Annotated in this window: 20 protein-coding genes and 1 pseudogene; 12 read left to right on the top strand and 9 right to left on the bottom strand. The window is 40.5% G+C overall.

Annotated features, from left to right (window positions below; all coding sequences use genetic code 11):
• Nucleotides 1-41: 41 nt before the first annotated feature.
• The 7 genes and pseudogenes from IFO69_RS05770 to IFO69_RS21845 all read right to left on the bottom strand — a co-directional run.
• Nucleotides 42-3,269, bottom strand: a complete 3,228-nt coding sequence (locus tag IFO69_RS05770) for a SusC/RagA family TonB-linked outer membrane protein (protein ID WP_192009132.1) — start codon at nt 3,267-3,269, stop codon at nt 42-44.
• Nucleotides 3,270-3,368: 99 nt separating this feature from the next.
• Complete coding sequence (locus IFO69_RS05765) at nt 3,369-4,799, bottom strand: glycoside hydrolase family 76 protein (RefSeq protein ID WP_225444018.1); 1,431 nt, start codon at nt 4,797-4,799, stop codon at nt 3,369-3,371.
• A 31-nt stretch (nt 4,800-4,830) separates the two neighbouring features.
• On the bottom strand, nt 4,831-6,642 hold the full coding sequence (locus IFO69_RS05760) for a carboxypeptidase-like regulatory domain-containing protein (RefSeq protein WP_192009130.1): 1,812 nt from the start codon (nt 6,640-6,642) through the stop codon (nt 4,831-4,833).
• A gap of 369 nt (nt 6,643-7,011) precedes the next feature.
• Complete coding sequence (locus tag IFO69_RS05755; protein WP_192009129.1) at nt 7,012-7,989, bottom strand: CobW family GTP-binding protein; 978 nt, start codon at nt 7,987-7,989, stop codon at nt 7,012-7,014.
• 70 nt (nt 7,990-8,059) lie between these two features.
• Nucleotides 8,060-9,253: a GTP-binding protein gene (locus tag IFO69_RS05750; RefSeq protein ID WP_192009128.1), complete on the bottom strand. Its 1,194-nt coding sequence runs from the start codon at nt 9,251-9,253 to the stop codon at nt 8,060-8,062.
• Nucleotides 9,254-9,260: 7 nt separating this feature from the next.
• Nucleotides 9,261-9,536, bottom strand: coding sequence for a hypothetical protein (locus IFO69_RS21600; protein ID WP_225444079.1), 276 nt, complete (start codon nt 9,534-9,536; stop codon nt 9,261-9,263).
• Between the two features lie 28 nt (nt 9,537-9,564).
• Nucleotides 9,565-9,732: pseudogene (locus tag IFO69_RS21845) on the bottom strand (MerC domain-containing protein); the annotation flags it as partial.
• Nucleotides 9,733-9,847: 115 nt separating this feature from the next.
• On the opposite strand from IFO69_RS21845, the gene IFO69_RS05740 reads away from it, so the two are divergent.
• From IFO69_RS05740 to IFO69_RS05730, 3 genes are all read left to right on the top strand, one after another.
• On the top strand, nt 9,848-10,504 hold the full coding sequence (locus IFO69_RS05740) for an ABC transporter ATP-binding protein (RefSeq protein ID WP_192009126.1): 657 nt from the start codon (nt 9,848-9,850) through the stop codon (nt 10,502-10,504).
• A 5-nt stretch (nt 10,505-10,509) separates the two neighbouring features.
• Complete coding sequence (locus IFO69_RS05735) at nt 10,510-11,868, top strand: ABC transporter permease (protein ID WP_192009125.1); 1,359 nt, start codon at nt 10,510-10,512, stop codon at nt 11,866-11,868.
• A gap of 81 nt (nt 11,869-11,949) precedes the next feature.
• Entirely contained in the window at nt 11,950-12,294 is a 345-nt protein-coding gene (locus IFO69_RS05730; RefSeq protein ID WP_225444017.1) for a DUF3299 domain-containing protein, read from the top strand.
• Between the two features lie 80 nt (nt 12,295-12,374).
• Here IFO69_RS05730 and IFO69_RS05725 read toward each other — a convergent pair whose 3' ends face one another.
• Complete coding sequence (locus IFO69_RS05725; RefSeq protein ID WP_192009124.1) at nt 12,375-13,145, bottom strand: DUF4625 domain-containing protein; 771 nt, start codon at nt 13,143-13,145, stop codon at nt 12,375-12,377.
• A gap of 417 nt (nt 13,146-13,562) precedes the next feature.
• The gene (locus IFO69_RS21840) at nt 13,563-13,937 is read right to left on the bottom strand and encodes a Fur family transcriptional regulator (protein ID WP_192009123.1); all 375 of its coding nucleotides are present in this window, start codon (nt 13,935-13,937) and stop codon (nt 13,563-13,565) included.
• Nucleotides 13,938-14,051: 114 nt separating this feature from the next.
• Between IFO69_RS21840 and IFO69_RS05715 the strand changes: the two genes are divergently transcribed.
• The 9 genes from IFO69_RS05715 to IFO69_RS05680 all read left to right on the top strand — a co-directional run bounded on the left by IFO69_RS05715 (nt 14,052) and on the right by IFO69_RS05680 (nt 25,498).
• Nucleotides 14,052-16,295, top strand: coding sequence for a TonB-dependent receptor (locus IFO69_RS05715; protein ID WP_192009122.1), 2,244 nt, complete (start codon nt 14,052-14,054; stop codon nt 16,293-16,295).
• A gap of 16 nt (nt 16,296-16,311) precedes the next feature.
• Nucleotides 16,312-16,776, top strand: coding sequence for a DUF4625 domain-containing protein (locus IFO69_RS05710; protein ID WP_192009121.1), 465 nt, complete (start codon nt 16,312-16,314; stop codon nt 16,774-16,776).
• A 466-nt stretch (nt 16,777-17,242) separates the two neighbouring features.
• On the top strand, nt 17,243-17,803 hold the full coding sequence (locus IFO69_RS05705) for a helix-turn-helix domain-containing protein (RefSeq protein WP_192009120.1): 561 nt from the start codon (nt 17,243-17,245) through the stop codon (nt 17,801-17,803).
• A gap of 478 nt (nt 17,804-18,281) precedes the next feature.
• Nucleotides 18,282-18,404, top strand: coding sequence for a hypothetical protein (locus IFO69_RS21685; protein WP_262891609.1), 123 nt, complete (start codon nt 18,282-18,284; stop codon nt 18,402-18,404).
• Nucleotides 18,405-18,731: 327 nt separating this feature from the next.
• The gene (locus IFO69_RS05700) at nt 18,732-19,397 is read left to right on the top strand and encodes a PIG-L family deacetylase (RefSeq protein ID WP_192009119.1); all 666 of its coding nucleotides are present in this window, start codon (nt 18,732-18,734) and stop codon (nt 19,395-19,397) included.
• Nucleotides 19,375-20,517 carry a glycosyltransferase family 4 protein gene (locus IFO69_RS05695; RefSeq protein WP_192009118.1) on the top strand — a complete coding sequence of 381 codons (1,143 nt, stop codon included), beginning with the start codon at nt 19,375-19,377 and terminating at the stop codon, nt 20,515-20,517. The genes IFO69_RS05700 and IFO69_RS05695 overlap by 23 nt, the downstream gene beginning before the upstream one ends.
• An 8-nt stretch (nt 20,518-20,525) precedes the next feature.
• Nucleotides 20,526-21,713: an amylo-alpha-1,6-glucosidase gene (locus IFO69_RS21780; RefSeq protein ID WP_192009117.1), complete on the top strand. Its 1,188-nt coding sequence runs from the start codon at nt 20,526-20,528 to the stop codon at nt 21,711-21,713.
• 492 nt (nt 21,714-22,205) lie between these two features.
• Entirely contained in the window at nt 22,206-24,494 is a 2,289-nt protein-coding gene (locus IFO69_RS05685; protein WP_192009116.1) for a glycosyltransferase family 4 protein, read from the top strand.
• Nucleotides 24,491-25,498 carry a glycosyltransferase family 4 protein gene (locus IFO69_RS05680; protein ID WP_192009115.1) on the top strand — a complete coding sequence of 336 codons (1,008 nt, stop codon included), beginning with the start codon at nt 24,491-24,493 and terminating at the stop codon, nt 25,496-25,498. Before IFO69_RS05685 ends, IFO69_RS05680 begins: the two co-directional genes overlap by 4 nt.
• Nucleotides 25,499-25,506 lie beyond the last annotated feature (8 nt).

Here is a 25,506-nt window from a genome sequence, read left to right as displayed (position 1 = left end):
TTTGATTCAATTTAATTTTCCAAGGTCTCAACTAGCTTCTGTTAAAATGACGCAGTTACGCCCACCGTATAGGTTTTTGTCAACGGGTACATTCTTCCCAGTTCATCTCCTGGGTGTTCAGGATCGACAAACTTCACCCCTGTAAAAGTCAGGAGATTGTAAGCATTGGCAAAGAACCGGATGTTAGTCGAAGGGATATTGCGCGGTTTAAAGGTGTAACCCAGCTCGATACTCTTAAGGCGCAAATAGTCAGTGCTTACCCTGTTGAACTCAGAGTTCCCAAATGGATAGTGACCTGTGTAGCCATAATAACCACTGATCCATTCCGTTTCTGGATCATAAGGATCCGCCAATGGATCTACTGGATGCCATCTGTCAAGGTATTGCTCTAAGGCACCACCACCGTTACTGCCCCAAATTGAATACAATGGCTCTTGATATTGCATGGAGCCCAAAGCAGAACCTTGGAATAGGACACTCATATCAAAATTCCTGTACTTGGCATCAAGTGCCATACTGAAGTTCAACCATGGTGTTTGGTCATAGGCAAAAGGATGCTGGTCCAATCCATTGATTTCACCGTCTCCATTCCAATCTTCATATTTATAGTCACCAGGTAAAATACCTCTGTCCTTATAAATATCGTAGGACCAGATGTCTTCCCAGTCAGTGAATCTTCCTGCTGACACATAACCAAATTGTACTCCTTGGTAACGATCCGTGAGGTTGTCATTTCTCCAACGATCATAGGAATTGCCATATGGCCCCTTTTCAGCTGCAATTAAGTGCTGTCTACGGGTGATTGTAGCTATTCCTTTTACGCTGTAAGAAACTTCACCAATCATATTGCGGTGGGAAATCTCCAGATCAACCCCAAATTGTCGGTCGCTGTTGGTGTTTTCTCTAGGTGCTCCAGTACCCACAACAGTAGGCACGTCACCCGAACGAGTAGAGAAAAGCCCTTCTCTACGACGGTCAAAATAATCCACGGAAAAGCCAAACTTGCCCATCCATGCTTCGAAATCCAAGCCGACGTTAAATGTCTTGGCAGTCCACCATGACAGGTTTTCATTGGGAACAACCGCAGACGCTCCATATACAAATTCACCATTGAGCATATACCCTGGGGCATATTGGTTGTAGTAACCATTCTGGGCATTACCACTGGTAGCGGGGTAGATGTAACCAGGATACCAATCATAAGCCAATGAACCGTCATCAGCCGTCATACCATAACTGGCTCTGAATTTAAGCTGATCTACAAAAGAAAGTCCTGAAGCAGATTTGAAGAAGGATTCCTCAGATAGACGCCAACCGATGGAACCGGAGGGGAACCATCCCCAACGATTGGTCTCTACAAATTTTGATGATCCATCATATCGGAATTGAACTTCAGCGATGTAACGATCACCATAAGCATAATTTACCCTTCCAAACATGGCGGAGTTGGCAATTTCATATAAATCCCCAGAACCACCCTGCATTCCACCTTGTTGGTTTTCATTCATACCTCCTACAAGGTATTCCATGGCAAATGCCAAGTCACGTTGTGCGTAGAAGTTATCCCCTTTACGGTTTTGGGTCTCAAACCCCAGGAGACCAGATATATCATGGTTGTCGCCAAAAGTACGCTTATAGTTGATCAGAAATTGTCCTAAAAATTGCTGCTTGCTAAAAATCTCTCTTCTGATTTGGTTTGGAGAACTGTTGTTATATAGCTTGGATATATAAGCTTCGGTAACTGGATCATACATGTACTGGTAGTATTCTCTTCTGTAAATGTCATTATCATCTCCCCTAAAGTCATAGCTGACCAATCCTTTTACAGTAAGACCTTCTAATGCTTCGGAAACTGTACCAAAGTCATAATCCAATGATGCTGAGGACTGAAAGTACTTTTGCTTGTACTTTCTGTGTCCTGAAACATCTGCCCTCATCATAGCGATGGTATTCTGTTCCAAGTCAAGTCCTTCATAGTTCAGCATGGTGTTTTCGGGATCAGCATAAGCAGGGAATAATACCCCCTGTCTCCAGTAATTTCGAATGATCTCTACAGCACTGGAATAAGGAGAATTTCGCTGATCGGCCACGCCGCTTAAGTTTAGGTTAAACTTCAACCCATTGGCGATTTCTGTGGTGATATTGGATCTTAAGTTGACTTTGTTGTAGTTCATGTCGCCAGACTTGAACATGCCTTCCTGATAAAGGTATCCACCAGCAATATAATATTGGGTCTTTTCATTGCCGCCTGTAATGCTAATATCATGTTGGCTTTGTGGGGCGTAATCACTGATCAGCAAGGCATTCCAATCTGTGGTGCGTCTTCTGCCAGTCCTGAAAGCTTCAAAATCGTCATCCTGATAAATCAGGTTGCCACCATTGATGTTGTTCATGGCTCTCTCGTTATAGAGCGTCATGGTTTCATAAGGATCCGCTAGCTCAGGGAATCCAGATGGACTCTGCAAAGTATATGACCCATTATAGGTGACTGTAGCTTTGCCTGCGTTACTCCCCTTTTTGGTTGTGATCAGTACGACACCATTTGCAGCACGTGCTCCATAGATAGCTGCTGAAGCATCTTTAAGCACTGATAATTCTTCGATATCAGTAGGGTTTAGTCGCTGAAAATCGGCCATGGTCCGCTGGATACCGTCGATCACTATCAAAGGTGATCCTAATCCCCTGATATCAAAGCTGGCATTGAAAGTACCTGGTTCAGCACTTTTTTGCCATACTCGAACACCTGCAACCCTACCTGTAAGCATGTTTTGAGGGTTTTCGTTCTTGGTTCGGAGCATTTCATCACCTTTGATGTTCGCTACTGAACCTGTCATGGTAACTTTTTCCTGCATCCCGTAACCTACCACTACGACTTCACCCAGTTGTTGCGTGTCTGGAACCATAGATACCTCAATGATTGATCTTGTCCCTACTGTGATTTCTTGAGTGGTATAACCGATAAATGAGAATGTTAAAACAGTGTTGTCGTCTGGGACATTCAACTGGTACTTTCCATCGATATCCGTAGTAGTGCCTTTCAGGGTTCCTTTAAGCAACACATTGACTCCTGGCATAGGAGTGCCATCTTCTGATATCACCGTGCCTGAAACGGTTTTATCATTTTGCTGTTGACTTTGTCCCGCGAAAGGGGAGAAGTTGGATTCTAATGCTAATGCAAGCCTAGGAATACTAGCAAAGGACAGTATGATCATTCCCAATACGGAACGCTTCATCAGTCCTATGCAAATCTGCTTATATATCTTTTGCATATTTTTTGGGTTATTTGTTTAATTACTATCTAAATAAGGCTTTATCTACTTTTGAAGATTTTGGCATCCCATATTTAATGGGATGCCAAAAAAGTGATATCATTTTGTCAGCTCATATCGTGATAATACGGCATATTCTGCTGCAAATGCGAAGTTGAACATTCCCTCGGTTCTATTGTTATTGGCTGTAAGGCTCCAACCAACCAGTAAATTGGTGGGCAAAAAACCCTCATAGAGGAAGTTCTCGTATCCATAGTCAAGATTTTTCTGAAAAGTGTCGATGTAACTTGAGGCAGTACCGTATACAGGCTGCACATCAACATATCCACGCATCAAAACACCATTGAACCAATTGTTGAACCCACTAATGTTGTAGGTGTAATATCCATCATGGGTTTGGTCGGGTTTTGCGAAATATTGAAAGCTTTTGTCAGAAAGTTCTTTGGCATCTTGAAGGTAGGTGCCATCTTCTGTCATCCTATACATGTCCGCTGCACCAGAAAGCATGGTTCCGGAATTGTAAGAAATAGCAGGCCCTACTCGGTCTTGACAAGTAATCCCTTTACGAAAAACTGTCCCATCAATGGTCACAGTCTGAGGATTTCCAGGAGAACACCCTCCTCTCATGTCATCGTAGACCCCATCAGATCGCAACAAACTACTCTTCTGCCAATCATATACTTTCTTGGCATAATCAGCGTAGTATTCACTTTTCTTCACCTGCATGGCTTTTCTGGTTTCCTTGTCTTCTGCGTCAATGTACCGGTAAGTGATTTCATCGTTTTTACCTTTATAGATCTCATGCAGCCAAACCAAAGGGCTTACCATCGGTCCATTACTGCAGGCATGTTTGGTTACATATCCAGGTCCCCACGTGATCCCTCCGCGTTCTGTTCCATCTGGATTTCTAGTGGTGTCCCAACCATCTAGTACATAATCAGTCAAGTATTCTGCTTTTTCCAGATAGGCAGTTTTACCTGTGATTTTGTAGGATTCTAACAATTCACGAATAAGCCACATTTGGTCATCGTAAACATTTTCAATTCCGGCTACCTTAGCTGTTCCCTTTGCATTGCCCCGGTTTACTCCATACACAGACCATTCTTTGGTCTGCGTATAAGAGATGAGTTCAAAAGTACCCAAGTAGTAGTCCGCATTGTCATATAATTGCGCGAGAAGTCCGGTGTACTTGTCAAAATTCTCGTCGTAAAGCGTGGCATTTCCATGCTCTTTCTGGGCTTGAAGTCCATGAAGGACTGCGTTGACAGCTTCCACAGCGGCTGTGTACATCCATACACTGCCAGTCTCATCAGATCGAGCTCCGGTGTAAGGATTATAATACCTGGCCATCGCCATGCCTGTCCCTGTAAAATGAGCAGAAACGGCATTGTCAGTCAGCTCCATTGCTCTCATAAGGTTCTGTTCCGAAAGACTCATCTCGGTTGGAGGAGTTGTCGGGTCAGTGTCAGATGAATTTTCAGCGCATGCTGTAAACAGCAGCACAAAAAGACTCAAAATTGTGATCATCATTCGATTTTGTATCATGTTAAGGTTTATTGAATTATTTCAGATCGATGCTGTGGATTACCAATTTGTTCTCACCTGAATTGGCTTCACCATTGTATACACCCAAGGCGAGTGTTACATCTTTTCCATTAAATTGAGACAAGTCATATACGAAAGAGGCATAACCTTCTGGGTTCCCTGCTCCTCCATCACCATGCTTGAATTTCCAGCAACCGTCTTCAGCCGCACTGGCTTCATCAGCTGTATTGGTAGATGGATCCAGATGTGTTACGGTTCCATCATCCTCTATTGCAGTAATCTTAAAGTAGGTGAGGTTATCTCCGAAATTACGGGTGCTCAAGGTCAACTGGTTGCTTCCTGCATTGATCGAGAATTTAGAGTACAGGTAGGCTTCTGGTACCTTGGTGTCCACATCTGGTGTATTGCGGGTTTTGATCAGATAGCCTTCAGAAGGGAAGACCTCTGGATCTTTCCTCAGCGGAGCAAAGAACCAGTTTGCTGCGACATGATCCACGCCTCTCCATGCGCGATAGGCATCTACATAGTTGTCTCGATTACCTCCAACTGGGCTAATTCCCGTGAAGGACATTTTGGTATGTGGCATAGTAGAGCGCACGGTCTCTTGAGTCAACTTCCAGCCTTCGATCACTTCTGTGCCTGGCAACCAGTCCCAGTTCTCTACTTTTCTGTCAGCAAATCGAATTGCTCTAAGAACCAGTTGCTTCCAGTAATCGCCTGTAGCCTGTCTGTAGATGCCGACAGCTACAATGACCTCTTTGCCAACATACTCACTCAGGTCGAACTCAACATCACCGTAGCTTCCTGAGGCGTAAGTCCTGTTTTCACCAATTTTTACTGCAGTTGGTTGGGCGGCTGAAAGGTCTACCACTTGAACACCAAAATAGGCTGGATTGGCTTCGTCGGCATTATGCGTACTGACTCTTAAGGACAAAATCTTGTTGTCCTCTGTGATCAGTTTACTGCCATATACATAAGAATCGAAGACATTGAGGTCTGCAGGGTTGCTTCGATCGGCATCGTTGTTTCTGATCTGAAGCGTAGACCCTTCATTTTGTTCCTGCCATGCACCACGGAAATCAAGTGTTGACATATAATTACATGCCCAATCCCAGTGAGGATATGCGTCGGCATTACGTCCACCACGATATTCATTATAGTACCATTTTTCAGCGGTCAATAGGTCTGCGTAGGTCAATCCTCGTAGAATTTCGCTACTACCCATGGTAATATCCAGGGCTGCGATGCCATCTACAAAATCAGACTCACTGATAGTCTTGGTGATGGTTTCATAATTTGTCTTACTGAATGTAACGATGTATTCATCGACGATAAGGTTTTCCAATGTAAAAGCCCCGTCATTTCCTGTGGTTGCTGTACCTGCTACACCCACACTGACGGTTACACCTTCCAAGGGTGCATCCCCATTCCTCCCGTCTTTGATCGTACCGGTAATCTTTGCAGATGCAAATACCAATGAAACATCTGCTGTAGCGATGTTTTCACTGTTGTACTTTTCGGGATTTACGGTTAGGCTGACGGCAAGCCAGCCTGTCTTGGAAAATTTCACTGCACGTGTCTTCAACGTGACATCTTCAAAAATATACTTTCCATCACTTCCAGTGGTGACAGAAACCTCTTCTTCTCCTATTCCGGATAAAGAAACATTTACATCTGAAATGGGTTGGCCTTCGCCATCGGTAACAGTACCTGTGATAGTTCCCCGTGGTTCCGCAATAGTGTCATCTTCATTGATACATGAAGTAAAGGATACTAAAAACGCACCAAGTAAGGCGATGTAAAAGATCGCTTGTAGTTTTTTTCTCATTTGTAGGTTATTATGGATTTGATTGAATTAATATGAGTTGATAAAATCGCATAATCGATTCAGCAACTCAAATATGGCTCAAAATATAAAGATGATACGGTTAATATTTAGGTTAAAAATGGGTTAATAACCAAGGTTAATTTGCTAATCTGATCATAAATTCATTAGAAAGTCAATATTATATGTAATCAGACTATAGCTTTACCTTAGTTTGTTTATCATCAAAAAATAAAGTGACAAAATGTTATTTCAACCTGCCCACTTTATTTCAGTCGGACGTTAATAATTTTATATATTAAGTTAACCTGAGATAAAAAGTAGAGAAACAGCTTCAGGATTGAATTGAAATAAAAGTTTAATATTCTTGTTTTATAATTTTGAATTGGATTTTTGGGATGCTAGCGTTCTTTGAATTTTTCTCTCCAGTGATTTTCGTTCAAGCCCCTTGCCAATAAAAATCAATTGGGATTTGGGATAGGGCAATTTTACCTCGCCTTCCAAGGGGGCAATATGCACTTGTCTGCCATGTGTTTGGACTATATGGGGAAGAGTACTATCGGAAAGCCACACCAAGCCCTTCATCCTGTAAAGTTGATGATAGCTCAGGAAGAAGGACAGGGTGAGCTGATTGAGCAGCATTTCCCGGTCGATCAGTTCTTCCACTTCAAACAACATGCTCTTCAAAGGATGCGGAGATTTGGCTTCTACTTCAGGGATGGTTTTGGCAGGGTCCCAAGGTTTTTTCTGTTTGGTGAGAATATCATGGGGAATAATTCCATGGTCGGTAACCATTATCTCTGCAAGGGAATTGACACCTTGTACCAGTTGTGTGAGCTGAGGCAGGTAAGAGGGGGATACCAAGGATTTTTTATTCAGTACAATCAAATCCGCAGCAGCCAGCTGTCGACTGACCTCAGGAATTTCTTCCATCCAGTCTTCCACTACCGTAGCATCCACTACGCAAACTACCTGATGGAGCTGGAAGAAGTTGGCGACCTCTTCTTGGCTAAAAAGTGCTATTATTCCACCAGGATCAGCCACGCCGGAAGCTTCAATAAAAAGGTTGTCCGGTTGTACCTCCGCATTGAGAATGGAAGCCAGGACTTCCACCAATTCATTGTCCAGTGTACAGCAAATGCAGCCATTGTTCATTTCGAAAAGGGAGCAATACCTTGTTTCAACCAAATGGGAGTCGATGGACACTTTGCCAAATTCATTTTCAATAATGATGTTCTCCTCGTCTTTCTTGGCCTGTAAAAGGCCGTTTAAAACTGTGGTTTTTCCGGCCCCCAAAAAACCTGTCAGGAGGTAGACCTTGATTTTGGATGGAGGTGTTGGCAGTGTCATATGCTGTTGAGTTTAAGTCAGTGTAGGGATTTGAGGTTTCCTAAATTACTTGATATAGGTTTTCTAATTCCTAAAGGGGCCATTCATCTTTTAATTGGGTATTAAGGTTGAAGTTTTTGCTGTCATTTTCAGTAACCAAGCATTTCCTAAGCTGGTTTGAGATGTTTTCCTCATCCAAATCCTGGCCTATGATTACCAGCTCGTTCATACGATCACCGTATTGGCGATCCCATTTTTCGGCTATCAAATCCCTGTTTTCTACATAACCAGGGTTGTTCAGTCGCTCTTTTTCAGCGTATGCGGCCCACCAATTGCCAAAGATTTCTGCCTTCAATGAGCCACCGGCCTGACTCCACAATAGAGCCTGATGAGGCCTGGATGCCAGCCAAAAAAGCCCTTTGCTTCTTACTACATTAGTTGGCCAGGAATTACGGATATAGTTCCAGAACCTTCCTGGGTGGAAGGGTCTGTGATCCCTAAACACAAAACTGCTGATGCCGTATTCTTCAGTTTCCGGAACATGTTCCTTGTTCAGTTCCTTGAGCCAGCCAGCTGCCTGCTCCGCTTTGTAGTAATCGAACAGACCAGTGTCCACCACTTCTTTGGTGCTTACCTGTCCATAGGATGACCGGATGATCTTTGCCTCCGGATTAAGTTTGATCAATAGTCCTTCCAGAAGCTTTAGCTGTTCTTCTGAAACCAGGTCGGTTTTGTTAAGGATGATAACATTGGCAAATTCTACCTGATCTGTAAGTAGATTGACGATAGACCTTGCGTCCTCCGGGTCATCTGTCATTTGTCTATCAAGAATGGTCTCTGCAGAACCAAAGTCATTGAAGAAATTAAAAGCATCCACAACGGTTACCATGGTGTCCAGCCTACTGATATGGCAAAGGTCCAGCAGGCTGTCCCCCGTTTCGAAAGAGAAGGTCTGCGCTACAGGAATGGGTTCGGAAATACCTGTGCTTTCGATCAGGAGATAGTCAAACTTCCTTTGAAGGGCAAGCTTTTGTACTTCCTCAATAAGGTCTTCCCTTAATGTGCAGCAGATACAGCCATTGGACATCTCAATAAGTTTTTCTTCTGTTCTACTCAGCTTTATTTCATTTTGGACCAGCTTTGCATCCACATTTACCTCACTCATATCATTTACTATCACAGCGACCTTGTACCCTTCCCGGTTTTGAAGGATATGGTTAAGAAGAGTTGTTTTGCCAGCACCCAGAAAGCCACTCAGTACGGTTACAGGAATTTTGTTTTGCATGGAATGATTATTCTAAATTTCCACCGGCAGCACAGCCGGTTTTTGATTTTTTTATATAGTGCCAATTAATATAATGGCCTAGGCTCACTACCAAAGCTCCAAATGGAGTAATGAAATGTTCGATGGATAGTGCATGTTTGTTTTTGTCGATCAAATGAAGCGGACCAGTAGGAGAAATGAGATGCCCTTCTGCACCATGGCCAAAGATTAGTCCAGCCGAGATGATTCCGAATCCCACAATGACCAATAGCAAGGGAATTGCGGTGATGGTTCCAGAACCCATGGGAAAGTGCAAAGACTGCCAAGAAGAAACTTAGCAGGATCACACTGTACTCAATCCAGTGATTCATTAAGAAACCCAAGCCAATAAAGGGAAGGACACTGATCAAAAAAGGTAGCGCTACGCAATGTATGGCACAGGCCACTGAAGCAGAAAATCCGATAAAATCCAGATGGATGCCCACAAAGGAATTTTTCATAAAAGAAAACGTTAATGCAATTATGTTGCAATATTAATCGTTTACTGAATTAAATGCAACATTATTGCAAATAAAGAATTTATTCCTAGCTTTGTATTGGCCAAATCTTAAGAATATGATCACCACACGTTCGGTTTCATTTGAGTACAATGAAAACAATCAATTTGAATTTCCAGACCTATCGGTTTCTGAAGGTTCGGAATTACTGATCCTAGGAGAGTCCGGTATTGGCAAAACCACGTTTTTGCACCTGATTGCTGGGCTTTTGAAACCAAAGACCGGTAATATTAAAATTGGAGAAACGGACATTTCCAAGTTGACGGGCAGGCAATTGGATATATTCAGAGGTGCCAATGTTGGCATTGTCTTTCAACGTCCCCATTTTATCCAAGCACTTACATTGGAAGAAAATTTGGGAATGATCCAATATTTGGCCCAAAAGCCCCATGATTCCTACCAAATCAAAAAAGTGTTGGATGACCTAGGTCTTTTGGGAAAGCTTAAGAGCTATCCTCGTCAACTATCTCAGGGAGAGCAGCAGCGGGCAGCCATTGCCCTGGCGGTCATTAACCGACCCAAGTTGATTTTGGCTGATGAACCGACCGCTGCACTGGATGATAAAAACTGCCAAAGGGTGGTAGCGCTTTTGAAAGATCAGACCAAAAAATCCAAATCCAGCCTGATCATCATTACCCATGACCAGAGGTTAAAGTCAGCGTTTACTGTATCCATAACCTTGTCCGAACAAAACAAAGTAGTTATCCCTATCTGAATCCCATGAATATTTTCCGATTGAGTATTAAAAATGTGACTGCCAAACCTCTTTCTACAGGGCTGAGTCTCCTGCTGTTATCCCTGGGGGTAGGTTTGATTTCTCTTATGCTGCATATCGACAAACACCTCAAGGAACAGATGAATTCCAATATACGTGGTATTGATATGGTGGTGGGTGCAAAGGGAAGTCCTCTTCAATTGATTTTATCAGCTGTATTCCAGGTTGATGTTCCGACTGGAAACATCCAACTTTCCGAAGCCAACACGCTCTTGAAAAACAGGTTGATCGATTACGGGATTCCTCTTTCCTATGGTGATTCCTATTCAGGCTTTCGTATTGTAGGAACCGATAAAAGGTATCCTGAAAACTATTCGATGAATCTTGCCGAAGGTAAACTGTGGGGGAAATCCATGGAAGTTACCATTGGAGCTGCAGTGGCAAGAAAGACAGGTTTAAAAGTTGGGGATACATTTCACGGCTCCCATGGCTTGATGGAAGGCGGTCATGTACATGATGACCAGGCTTATGTGGTAAAGGGAGTATTTGAAGCTTCGGGTTCTGTGGTTGATCAGTTGATCCTGACGGATATCCAGAGCGTATGGGATATCCATGAGAGTCACGAGCATGATGAAGGGGAACATGAAGAGGTTCATTCAGAAGATATTGGAGAAGATCACCATGATCATACGGTAGCAAGTGTGGAACATGCCGAAGGAGATGAAGCAGCTCATGTTCACGACCATGGTCATGGGCATGAGGAGGAAGTCGGACATCATCACCATGAGGAAGAGGGCGAGCACCATCACCATGAGGAAGATCGCGAGATTACTGCCTTGTTGGTTAAGTTTAAAAACCCTTTGGGTTTGGTGCAACTTCCGCGTATGGTCAATGAAAATACCAATATGCAGGCCGCCTTGCCCAATTATGAATTGACAAAACTCTTTAGTCTGATGGGGATAGCTACAACTTCATTAAATATGGTGGCCCTGATTGTGATCCTGGTTTCAGGCATCAGCGTTTTCATCAGCCTGTACTTGGGCTTGAGAGAGCGTACTTACGAGATGGCGCTTTTGAGAACCTATGGGGCCTCTAGGTTCCAGTTGCTGGGAATGATGTTTCAGGAAGGACTATTGATAGCGATTTCAGGGTTTGTAATAGGTTTGATTTTCAGTAGGCTTGGGCTGTTATTGATGTCTGTCTTACTTAAATCAGAATACCATTATGATTTTTTGGAAGCCGGGCCGATTTTGGGAGAGGGGTATTTGTTCATTGTGACATTGGCAATAGGTTTTCTTTCAGCGCTTATCCCGGCCATTTCAGTTTATAGAATAGATATATCAAAGAGTTTGTCAGATGCTTAGAAGAAGTTTAGTTATTTTATTTGCTTAGCTGGCTTTACAGCTTACAGCCAGACCAGGATTACTTGGGATACATTAAAGGATGTGAAGTTTATCGACAAATATAGCAAAGAGGTGGATGCCTACTATTACTTTCCCAAGTTCGGTCCTTCAGTACTGGAGCTGAACGGTAAGGAAGTGGTCATTCAAGGGTTCTTGCTGGAAATCGATCCGGGTGAGGATATCTTTATCCTTTCCGCCAATCCCTTTGCAGCTTGTTTTTTCTGTGGGGGAGCTGGACCGGAATCCATTATTGAGTTAAAAGTACCCAAGGATCATCCAAGGTTTGTTATGGATGAAATAATGACCTTCAAAGGTAAGCTCAAACTCAATGCAACGGATATCTATCAGTGTAACTATATCTTGGAAAATGCTACAGTTTATCAATAGGGAATAAGAAAGTGAATTTAAAAAAAGAAACGGAGCTGATTAAACTATCAGCTCCGTTTCTTTTAAAGGCCATATCAGTATCAGTTGGCTGTCACATCAATGTGTGATTCATATACTACAGTATTTCCTTCTTCATCTTCCACGGTAAATATCACGTGATACTCTCCTGCGGGAGCTGTGGCTGGAACATCGATGTGCTCATGGAATTCTGCTTCTGTTAACTCATGGTAGCCTTCTTCGAATTCTTCTTCAAAATCCCACTCTACTTCACCTGCTCCTGGTGTCAATCCATGGGCATGGATATCAACTGTTATATTATGAATTCCATACATGGCATCGATCATAAATTCTACATGGAAATCAGATCCACGAACTACGGTTTCATCCATTTCAAAATCACTGATGGTCACAGGAGACGTTACCTCTAAGTGGCCTTCCACTTCAGTGGTGTTTCCAACAGCATCAGTAACTTCCAGTACTACATGATACTCTCCCGCAGGAGCTGTTGCAGGGATATCAATATGCTCATGAAAGGTAGGGTTTTTCACCATGTACTTCTCATCTGTAAAAGTTTCGGAAAAGTCCCACTCGGTTTCACCTTCACCCACTTCAATATCATGTCCATGGATGGATACTGTAATGGAGGCTACAGTTGCTTGCGCAAGGATTTCAGCTTCCATATGTAGGTCAGAGCCACGATATGCTGTGCCATCAGTAGAATGAGATCCACCTTCTCCAAACTCAAAAGAAGAAATTACCGGCGCGTCAAAGGTCTGGTCCTCGTCATCCTGGCAGGAGAACAGGGCCATTCCCAAAAGGGAAATCAGAAATACGTGTTTTAATTTGTTCATGTTTTTCATTTTTGCGTAATATAAATTTGTTATAGGTTCAAAAAGTTTTCAAAATACGTGTCCAAATTTTCTACAACTACATTCAATAACGCCAAGGTTGAAAAGCCGTTAAGGAAAGGTTGATTATACAATTTGGTCTATCAGCTTGATGTGTTTTCATTTGTTCTTTCATAACAAAGAATATAGATGAGTAATAGGTTTTTTATTGTTGCAACAATATTGCGCAAATATTATGCAATATAGTTGCAAATGCAAGCGGTGTCAATAAGATTATTTAAGCGGTAAATAGAATATTATGAGAAGGAAGCTGCCTACAGGTGTTGGGGTGGAGTAATATCCTGGTAATCCAAAATTGAAAATATGTACAAAAGATTGGTTTAAATACATGCAGATACATTCCTATTAAAAACCCTTCGTTTATTTTGTCGAACAACAATTCGGGCAAATTCCAGAAGCCAGAAAACTGATGGACTGAGTCAAAAACGCTGTTGGAACAAAAGTTTTAAGGTTTTTTGAGTCTAAACTTAAGACCTTATCACATTGGAGACAGTGAAAGTGGCTGTGTTCAGAACGGGGGGTGCCTTTATCTTTGCAGGAAAAATAGCGGAAGTCTCCATTCGCATCTGGAAACCTTAGAATCAGTTTATCTTTTTCCATTCGTAATAGAATGCGATAAATGGTAACCCTGCTACAGGAACCATCCATTTGCTTTTTTATTTCACTGTAAGTAATTGGATGAACTGACTCTCTGATTATTTTGTGGATTTTTGTTCTAGCGATGGTGTTTCCCATTATATTTTTATATTTGCAATACTATTGCAAATATAAAAATCATTATTTTTTAATGCAACATTGTTTCATGTGGTTGTGTTTGTATATTTGCAATGTAATTGCATTTTACTTCACATGACCTATCTTTTACTCTTTGTTACTAGTTTACTTTCTTTTAGCTATGTCCCAGAACAGCGCCTTTTAGAAGCTACTTATCTTGATAGTACTGAAGGGCAAGCTCAAAGGCGTTGGGATACTGTTATTCCTGCTAAATTGGATACTTTCCCCAGAATTCAAGAACTCGAAGAGGTGGTGGTCATTGATCAGGCAGAGATGATCAGAAGGGAGGAGTCCAACAATGTAGAGCTGATCAAGCAAGATTTTATTCGGGAAAACCGAAGTGGGAGTTTGATGAAGTCTTTGGAAAGAATTCCAGGTATCAGCATGATAGGAATAGGTTCGGGAGCCTCCAAACCTTTGATCCGTGGACTGGGGTTCAATCAGGTCATGGTAGTGGAAAATGGGCTTAAACATGAAGGCCAACAATGGGGAGCGGATCATGGGCTAGAAGTGGATCAATTTGCCGCTGATCAGATTCAAATAATCAAAGGTCCGGCTTCCTTCAAATATGGTTCTGATGCGATAGGAGGAGTGATCGATATCCGGGAAAAACTGGCACCAGCTGAAGATGGTTTCGGGGGTTCAGTCGAGCTCGGTGCCCGATCCAACAATGGCTGGTTTGGAGGTTCAGCCAATGTATTTTACAGAAAAAACAACTGGTTTGCCGAAGGTAGGCTGACAGTGGCTGATTATGGGGACTTTAGAGTTCCTACAGACTCTGTGTTTGTTTATGATTTTGGTGTAGCCTTACACGAGGGGCAAGTCAGAAATTCTGCCGGGCAGGAACTTGATTTTTCAACTAGGGTAGGATTTCTGGGGAAGAATTTCCGGAATACACTTGGAGTGAGTAGAGTAAGTACCAAAGCAGGTTTCTTTGCCAATGCCCACGGATTGGAGCCAAGGCAGGTGGATACGGGGCTTCATGACCGTTCCAGTCGGGATATTCTTCTGCCTTTTCAGGAAGTGACGCATACCAAAGTGATCAATAAAGTCAGCTATGCGGCCGGAAAAAATTTTCTCCAACTGGATCTCGGCTATCAGAGAAATGACAGAAAGGAGTGGAGCCAGTATGTCAACCATGGCTATATGCCTGCCATCTACCCGGCTGAGATGCTTTATCCGTCGAACCAGGAGCGGGCATTTGATAAAGAGGTGTTTTCCATAAACGTGAAAGACGAAATTTTTTTGGACCGACATGAGCTGGGATTTGGTGCCAGTGGTGAATACCAGCACAATGATATTGGCGGTTGGGGATTTTTGATTCCGGCATTTCAACAATATAGTTATGGTTTTTTTGCGATCGATAAGTACAAACTGACTCCGCTTTGGCAACTGACAGCTGCCCTTCGCTTTGATCATAGTCAGATCCATGTGGAGGAATATCAGGATTGGTTTCCGAGTGTGGAAGATGCTTCTCAAGCGACTGAAGATGATTACCTATTCAGGGCAGAGGAATTTCAGCGTAAATTCAACAGCTTGGTTTGGTCAGTGGGGGTGAATTATAATCCGGGAGATTTGGTGCTGAAGGCAAATGTTGGAACCAGTTTCCGCATGCCCATTGCGAAGGAGTTGGCGGCAAATGGGGTGAATTATCACTATTTCCGCTATGAGCGGGGCAACGCAAACTTAGATCCTGAGCGTTCCCTGCAACTTGACCTTGGAGGGGAGTTGAAGAAAGAAAAGTGGCTGCTTTCCTTTAGTCCCTTTGTGAATTATTTCTCCAATTACATTTACCTCAACCCTACTGCCGAAATGGATGTGCTCTATGGTGCCGGAAATCAGGTTTTCAACTATACTCAGGCGGAAGTTTTGCGCTACGGAGCCGAACTGAGTGCATTGTATCAGTTGAATTCGAAATGGAGTTTTGAGTTGCTGGGAGAATATGTGTACAGCGAGCAGAAGTCAGGAGACAAGCAAGGATTTACCTTGCCTTTTTCACCGCCTACATCAGGGATTATCAATGCCACCTACAAGCCTTTGACGGAAGGTTTTTTCAGTAATCCTTACTTCGCAGTGGATTTCAGAGCTACCGCCAGACAGGAAAACATTGTGCCTCCTGAGAAAGTAACCCCAGGCTATCAGTTGGTGAATCTACGGGCCGGATCGGCTATTTCGGTTTTCGGACAGGAAATCCAGACTGACCTTCAAGTCCAAAATCTCTTCAATACCCGATACCTGAACCACACGAGTTTCTATCGACTGATCAATTTGCCAGAAGCCGGCAGGAATATCAGTGTATCCTTAAGTTATGAATTCTAAAATCCAATCGAATAATATGAAAAATTGGCGACTATTTATTTTAATGATGATTTTTCTTGCTTCCTGTGGGGAGGATGAAAAGCCCCTGATTGATACAGAATATCCGGAGATACTGGTAGAGGATGATTCATTTCCTCTGCAATGCAGCGTAATTGAGCGGGGGACAACTTTGGAGTTCAAGGCATATTTCTCAGACAATGTGGAGTTGGGAAGTTATAGTTTGGATATTCATCACAATTTTGATCACCATACCCATAGTACAGAGGTGAATAGCTGCAATGAGGATCCGATCAAAACGCCGGTGAATCCGCTGTTGTTGATTCAGACATTTACTATTCCTGAGGGTTTGACAGAATATGTGGGTACCGCTGAAATCGAAATTCCTGCTGATATAGATCCTGGCGATTATCATTTCATGATCCGCCTGACAGATCAGGAGGGATGGCAGACCTTGCAGGGGTTGAGTATTAAGATTGAATAATCATCTTTTCCTGTTTGAACCTTCAATTCATTTAGTAGTTAGATTCAAGACGTTTTAATAAGAACTTGTTGTCTTGAGACTAATCTATTCAAGCAGAATTTTAAAACAAATAGTATAGTTTGGTTGACGGTTAAATAATAGAATCTGATTATCCGCAATGATGCCAGTAACCTTAAATCCTTTACTTTAAGTGGTCAGAAGTTTGAAGCCTGAAGACCGAAGCAGTTGATATTTTAATCAAAACGAACATTTCGACTCGCTTTTAACCTTTACTGGTGCAATTGTGGATATACATTTATAATTAATGTGGTATTATATATTGTGAAAAATGATGTTAAAAAGTTGGTCTAACTGTAAATATTAAAAGAAACAAGGGGGATAAATTTTTGAAAGATGGAATTTTAATACTTTAGTATAACTAGTCCATTTCAGTATCCGTTCATTATTATACGCATAAGTGGAAAGAATGAAACTCTATATCAAATATATGGTCAGCTTACGATGTAAAATGATGGTGAAGGAAGAACTTAAAAAATTAGGGTTTCAACATTTTTTGGTCGAGTTAGGTACCATAGAACTTCGTGAGAAAATGTCAGCGGAACAGCGGCGCCAATTCGGGAAGAATTTATTAAAATCTGGATTAGAATTATTAGAGGACAAAAAGAGTATACTCATTGAAAAAATAAAAAATCTAATAATCGAGATGGTTCATTATGACGATGAGTTGCCTAAAACCAATTATTCGGACTATATAAGCGAGAAGTTGGGTTATGACTATACCTACCTAGCCAATACTTTTTCAGAAGTAAAAGGAGTAACTATACAGCAATTTATTATTCTCCACAAGGTCGAAAGGGTGAAAGAATTGTTGCTATATGATGAATTAAGTCTTTCGGAAATTTCCTATAAATTGCATTATAGTAGTGCTGCCCATCTTTCCAATCAATTTAAGAAAGTAACAGGTCTTACTCCTTCGTACTATAAGAAATTAAAACAAAAGCGGAATCAGAATCTGGAAAATTTATAAGGCACAAAAGCGGTTATTGCGTTATACTTTTCTGATGATTTAATTTCTATTTTCGAAAACAAAACTGTTTTAAAGCCCAATCTCTCCCCTGTGAAAAAGTCCTTGCCAATTCTCTGGTATTTCATTTACTGAAACTTTTGGAATATTGCTTCCATAGCCTGTTGCTGAAATGGTAGCAGTTTATACAAAGGTAGTCCGGAAACATTTTTAGTTCTGACGGGGATAGATATTCCCTTTAACATTTCTGAGTAGAATCTTAATAGAAGGTATAGTACTGTACAAAGATTTATTACGGTCTGTTTGAAAGGATGAATAAAGGTGATTATCCACTGATGGCTAAAGAACTGTTAAATAATCAATCGCTTATGTCGGTGTGGGATGTGTGATATATGCAAGTTTATTATTTTTACTGTAAGGTTTATTAAATGAGATATTTATAGATTTCTTAGTAAGATAAATTTGTCTACTAAAATCAAATATGATGTCTAAAGAAAAAAATAGTAAACCGAAATCAGATAAAAAGCAGCCAGTTAAAAGTTTAAAAGAAAAGAGGGCTGCAAAAGAAGCCAAGAGAAGGGAAAAAGAGAATAAAGAAATCTAGCCCTGCTATCATAATCAAATCTATGGATGATAAACGCTTCTGAGTAGAGTAGTAGAGAATGGCTCTACTACTTTGCATGATCTACATTGCTATTCTGATTTGATTAACTACCCAAAACAGTGCTTTTGATGAATGAAGGTCAAAAATAACTGGCTCAATAGAGCAGTCACAATTTTTTTCGACGTGATGTTGTGATATTCATTCTAGGTATAATTCTATTGAAGAATATCATTTAAAAACCAAAGACGGGAGACTTTGGTGCAATGCTTTCATCATAGAGTTAATGTTCTTAATATTTATAAACCTATCATATTAGGAGGGAAATGAATGAAAAGTAAGAACTATCCAAAAGAAATAAATGCCACAGTCCTGGTGGCTCACCCAGATGATGAGACCATTTGGATAGGAGGATTAATATTAGAAAATCCTGAATGGAACTGGACCATCATTTGTCTTTGTAGGGCAAATGATGGAGACCGGGCACCTAAATTTTATCGAGCTCTTGAAGTGTTTGGTGCCAAGGGCGTAATGGCTAATCTTGACGATGGCCCCGATCAAGAACCATTAGATTCAAATTTACTTGAAAATACTATTGTGAACTTATTGTCTTCTAAACCAATGGATTTGTTTTTTTCTCATAGTCCTTTCGGCGAATATACCCAGCATCTTAGGCATGAAGAAATCGGTAAATCAGTTATAAAATTATGGGAAGAGAAGCGTATCAAGACCGATGAATTGTGGCTTTTTGCCTACCATGACAACAACAAGCGTCATGTGCCTAAACCTATTCCAGATGCCTATCTTCACTTACACCTTGGAGGAAGTGTATTCAAAGCAAAGCGGGCTTTAATCAGTGGTGTATATGGTTTTTCCCATGAAAGCTGGGAGTTTAAGGCATGTAGTTGGACGGAAGCTTTTTGGTGTTTTCTTAATGCTGAGGATGCTGTCAAATGGTTAAACAAACAAAGAGATGAAGGTATTAGTGTTATATGATTATCCTCCCTCTCCTGGAGGACTTTCTACCCAAGGTGATTTGTTGTATCAAGGTCTGTTGGAGATAGGCATAGATGCTCATGCTGTCCATTTTCAATCATCACAGGAGAAAGAGTGGTATTATCAGTGGTTTAAACCAGATATTGTGGTGGGAATAGGATATTGGGGATATATTCAGGATATAGTTATTCAACCTAATTTGCATGGACTATTGGCCGTTCCATGGCTAGTAGCTGATGGCTTTATTGGCAATTATCGGGAGGTTTTAAATAAGCTTCCTTTAATTTTGGTCACTTCAAACTGGGTCAAGCAGATGTATATTCGTGATGGCATAAAAGGCGAGAATATCGAAGTTTTGCCTGTGGGATGTAAGACGGATGTATTTTGTCCAGTTAAGGCAGATGATGAAAAGGTTTTGGCCATCAGAAAGGCTCTTGGAGTATCCCCAGATCAATTGATGATCTTGACTGTTGGAGGGGATGCCACATCAAAAGGGGCTCAAGAGGTTATGAAAGCACTGGCTATTATTGAAAATGAAGTCTCCGACTGGAAATATATATGTAAAGTATGGCCTCAGGAAAGAACTAATCTTCAGAATGTAGTTGATCAAGAGCTTTCGGGATTATTGGGGATCGAAAAGAGAGTCCAATATGTCACTAATACGGTTTCTCGAAATTTCATGCCTTATCTGATCGCAGCATGTGATATTTATGCTGCTCCCTCTAGATTGGAGGGGTTTGGCATGCCACAAGTTGAAGCTGGAGCGTGCAAAAAGCCTGTGGTTGGTATTAAGGCTATGGGAATGTTGGACACGATTGTGCATAATAAAACAGGTTTTTTGGCAAGGGTGGCGCAAGAAATTGAAATCAATGAAGCTGTGCTGGGTATCGAGTCTGGTTATGAAGAACCGCATATAGAGGTATTTGCAAGCCCAAGAGTGGTCGATTATAGAGCAGATGTGAATGATATCGCTAAGTATTTATTGAGACTAATGAACAATAAGGTTTTGCGGGATAAAATAGGAGAAAGGGCGAGGCAGCATATAGTAACTAATTTTGATTACCGTGTAGTGGCTCGAAAATTTGTAAAGATTGTTCAAGATAGGTTAGGTATTAATTAAGAGAAGACGTGGATTATGAAAACACCAAATTAATTGAAGAAGCAAAGAAAGCAGCTGTGAGTGTTCTTCTATATAATACTGAAGGCCCTTTTTTGGGACTGCCAAGAACAGCTGGGTTTGGTTATCCTGAGCCCTATACTAGGGATCTTATGCTTTCAATTTTAGGAGTTGGCGTGTCAGGAAATGAGAAGTTGATAAAAAGTACCAGAAAGGTACTGGAGAAGCTTGCCCAAAACCAATCTCCCAAAGGTCACATTCCTTCATTGGTCCACGAAGTGGATAATAAAGGGGCAAGTGATACCACTCCGTTATTTTTATTGGGCGTTAGTGTTTTCAGAAGGATAGTTGGAGAACCTCTGTTCTTAGAAAAGGCAGTTAAAAAGTCCTTGACATGGATGGAATATCAGAGTCCCAATGATGAATACCTTGTCGCCCAACTGCCTACCAGTGATTGGCGGGATGAACAGTGGGTGATTGGTTATGGATTGTTTGTAAATACCCTGGTATTTAGTTTCCTGATGCTTTTGGGGTGTAGAGAAAGGGCTTCGAAACTTTTCAAAGAGATAAGGTTTCTTAATTTGGACAAAAATAGTGAATTGGGTGGTGTTGGAAGATTATTATGGGAAAATCCTCCTTATTATTCATTGTGGAGATATAAAGTTTTCCGGAGTGACCGATTTGATCTTTTGGGCAATAGCTTGGCGATTTTATCAGGAATAGCATCATTAAAAAGGGCCTCAGCAATTATTGAATGGATTGAAAAATGGTGCCAAATACAAAAAAATGAAGGGAAGCAGACATCAGACCTACCTCCTAATTTCTTTCCTTTTATTGAACCGGGAGACCCTGACTGGCACTCCAGATACAGCAAATATAACATGCCCGGTGAGTACCATAATGGAGGGATTTGGCCTTTTGTATGCAGTATCTATGTAAGTTCACTCGTAGCCGCTCATCAATACGAACTAGCCGAAACGAAACTGGTAAGTCTTACTCATATGATTAAAAAATCCAAGGACAGTAAATTACCCTTTGGATTTAATGAATGGGTAAGGTCAATAGATGATCTTCCTTGTGGGCAAGATTGGCAAAGTTGGAGTGCTGCCCTATACCTGTATGCTGCTAAGTGTGTTCAGGAAAGAAAAACTCCATTTTTTGATGAAATCCGAGAAGAGGTCGCTAAGAGGTTTCAATAAGGAGAGTAAATATGAAGTACTTACTGCATATATTAATAGAGTGGGCAGGCTAAGAGATTAGGTTTTCTATAAAATTTTGAAAGTGATAAGATCAAGATTCGTAATGCTATTTAGTTTATGTGAAGAATGATTCACTTTTTCTAATTTTTTAGCTAATTAATAATGATGCTATGCTTGATATTTGTTCCCCTTTTAGGATCTCGTTTGTTTTAAGAGTACTACTGGTCACTCAAGTGTTTGTAAATCTGTGAAATATATAAATGTATGTTCTAATAGTGTAAGCTATTTAAAACGAGTGATATATAACTTTGATGTTGAAGAAGTGTTAATTGAAGCTCAGTGATTAATGATTTTTGAAAAATGCCTCACGTATTATTCAATTAGTTGTACGGTAGGAGTCTGGGAAATGGATTAATATAAAGAAATCTCCTATCTAAATACTATGAAGGATGATATTACTCAAAGGATTTTATAATTACTAGGAAGAAAGGCATGAAAATAGGATACATTAGTACTTACCCTCCAAGAGAATGTGGAATTGGCACCTTCACCCAAAATCTTCAGTGTTCGATAAAAAAGGCATTTGAAGATGATGATATTAAGTATGAAGGTTATGTGATAGCACTTAGTGATAATGATGAACACCATGTCTATCCCAAGGAGGTAAGGATGACATTACAACAGGACCAGCAAGCAGATTATCTTGAAGCAGCTGATTTTATCAATTTAAGCGGTTTGGATCTTTGTGTGCTTGAGCACGAGTTTGGAATATTTGGAGGTGAAAGTGGGGTGTATATTCTTCCTCTATTACATAAGCTCGAAATGCCATTTATTGTTACACTTCACACTGTTCTTGATTCACCTTCATATAATCAAAAGATCATCCTAAAAGAGATAAGTAGGATGACCAAAGCGATCGTGGTCATGAGTAATAAGGCCGTTAAGTTGCTTGAAGAGATATACCTTGTGCCTATAGAAAAAATAAAATTAATAGAACACGGGGTTCCTGATATCCACTATAATGCTTCTGAAGTGAGAAAAACATTTCGCTTTGATGGAAAGAAGGTATTGTTAACCTTTGGCTTTATCAGCCGCAATAAAGGAATCGAAACGGTGATAAAATCACTTCCTGAGGTAATTAAAAAATATCCCAATACCATATATTTAATATTGGGGAAAACACATCCTAATGTAATCAAATATGCTGGAGAAGAGTACCGAAATTATCTTCATCTTCTAGCTAAAAATTTGGAAGTGCAAGACCATGTGTTATTCATAAATGAGTTTATTGATGAAAGTGAACTGATAAGGTATCTTACGGCTTGTGATGTTTATATTACTCCTTATCTGGCTAAAACCCAAATTACCAGTGGAACCCTTATTTATGCATTTGGTGCAGGCTGTGCAGTGGCATCTACACCCTATTGGCATGCAGAAGAACTTCTTGCAAATGGAAAAGGAAAAATTTTTGGTTTTAAAAACCACGAAGAACTTTCAATGCTCTTGAACGGATTATTCGATAATCCTGAACAACTAAAAGAGATCAAAGAAAAAGCACTTGAATATGGAAAGACGATAACTTGGTCCGAGATAGGTAGAAAGTATAAAGATCTTTTAAACTCCGTATTAGTGGAACAACCAATCAATACAGAAAAAAGAAAAATCATTTTGAATATTCAATTATTGCCTAAGTTTTCACTAACTCACATCAAGCGACTGACCGATGATACCGGGATTATCCAACATGCAAAATATGGTATTCCCAATCTTAAGGAAGGGTATTGCCTAGATGATAATGCCAGAGCACTTTTAATGGTCCTAATGGCCAATAAGCAGAAACATGAGCCAATGGCATTGGAGTATATGCCTATTTACCTGAGTTATATTCATTATATGCAAAATCCGGACGGCACATTTAAGAACTTTCTGGGATTCAACAGAACGTTTAAGGATGAAGTAGGCTCTGAAGATTCATTTGGAAGAACCGTTTGGGCTTTAGGTTACCTTTTGGGAAATGCCCCAAATGATGCCTATTTCCAAACTGGCCGATTATTGTTTTTTGATGCGGTACCCAATTTCCAAAACTTAAGGTCAATTAGAAGCATCGCCACTACGCTTATTGGGATGAGTTATTACTTGAAAACCAACATGCTTGATGAACAAATGATTGAATTGTTAAGGGCACTAACGAATAAGCTGACTTTACAATATAAGAGGCAATCCACTTCAGATTGGAAATGGTTTGAGTCTCTTTTGGCCTATGATAATGGAATCATGCCACTGGCCTTGATGCATGCTGCTGAAGTATTAGAAGATGATGAGGTGCTTGGAATAGCTATGGAAACCATGGGTTTTCTAACAGAGCATACCATGAAGGGTGGTTTTTTATCCATTATTGGAAATAAAGAGTGGTATGTCAAAAATGGTCACCGATCAGTCTATGCCCAGCAACCTATAGATGCCTTATCAATGGTTCTAATGTACTATCAAGCATTTCTGTTAACAAGGAAAAATACATATCTGCAAAAACTATTTACTTCATTTATGTGGTTTTTAGGAGAAAATGATCTTAGAATGAGTTTATATGATTTTGAAACAAAAGGTTGTTGTGATGGTTTTGAAAGTTATGGAGTGAATAGAAACCAAGGAGCGGAGAGTTCGCTTGCTTATCTAATATCTCACTTGGTTGTGCTGCAAGCTCATGAGGAATTTTATAAAAGCGAACAGCCTGAAATACCCGAAAAGAAAATTAATCTTTTAAATAAAGAAATATATCTTTGAAAATAGCCATTCTCTCTTCTATTGCATGGAGAACACCTCCTAAAAAATATGGGCCATGGGAACAGGTGGCTTCCAATGTTTGTGAGGGACTTTTGGAAAGAGGCATGGATGTTACGCTTTTTGCAACAGCAGATTCCCTTACAAAAGGAAAACTCCAGTCTACATGTGCGGTTCCTTATGAAGAGGATAGAGCTGTGGACCCTAAAGTAGCAGAGTGTTTGCATATCAGTAATCTAATGGAGCAGGCCCATCAGTATGATATCATTCATAATCATTTTGATTTCTTACCTCTTACGTACTCTGCATTGATTAAAACGCCGATGATTACAACCATACATGGTTTTTCATCTTCTAAAATCATTCCTGTTTATAAAAAATATAATGCAACAACTGCTTATGTATCCATATCCGATGCTGATAGGTCAAAAGAACTGGATTATATTGCCACTGTTTATCATGGAATCGATCCCTTGATTTTTGAATTTCGAGAAGTTAAAGAAGATTACCTCTTGTTTTTTGGTAGAGTTCATCCGGAGAAAGGTACTCATATTGCTATAGAAATTGCAAAAAGATCGAATCATCGTCTGATAATTGCAGGTTTGATTCAAGATCAAGTTTATTTTAATGAAAAAGTAAAGCCTTTTATCGATGATGATTTGGTAAGTTATTGGGGGAATCTTGAGCAAGATAAAGGTAAAAAACTACTTGCGGGAGCTAAGGCTTTACTTCATCCTATCAATTTTGAGGAACCATTTGGATTAAGTGTAATAGAGGCAATGATGTGTGGAACTCCTGTTATCGCTTTTGATAGGGGCAGTATGAAAGAGCTCATAAAAGATGGAAAAACAGGATATTTAGTGAAAAATATAGATGAGGCAATTGAAAAGGTTGGACGCTTAAAATCTATTAGTTCAATTGATTGCCGAATACATGCTATAAGTAAGTTTAGCATCGGGGCCATGGTGGAAAATTACATTGCAACTTACGAAGGAGTTCGAAAATGAAAATTTTG

Origin of the sequence: Echinicola arenosa (assembly GCF_014841125.1) — a bacterium.
Lineage (GTDB): Bacteria > Bacteroidota > Bacteroidia > Cytophagales > Cyclobacteriaceae > Echinicola > Echinicola arenosa.
This window is presented reverse-complemented; position numbering and strand designations above follow the sequence as displayed.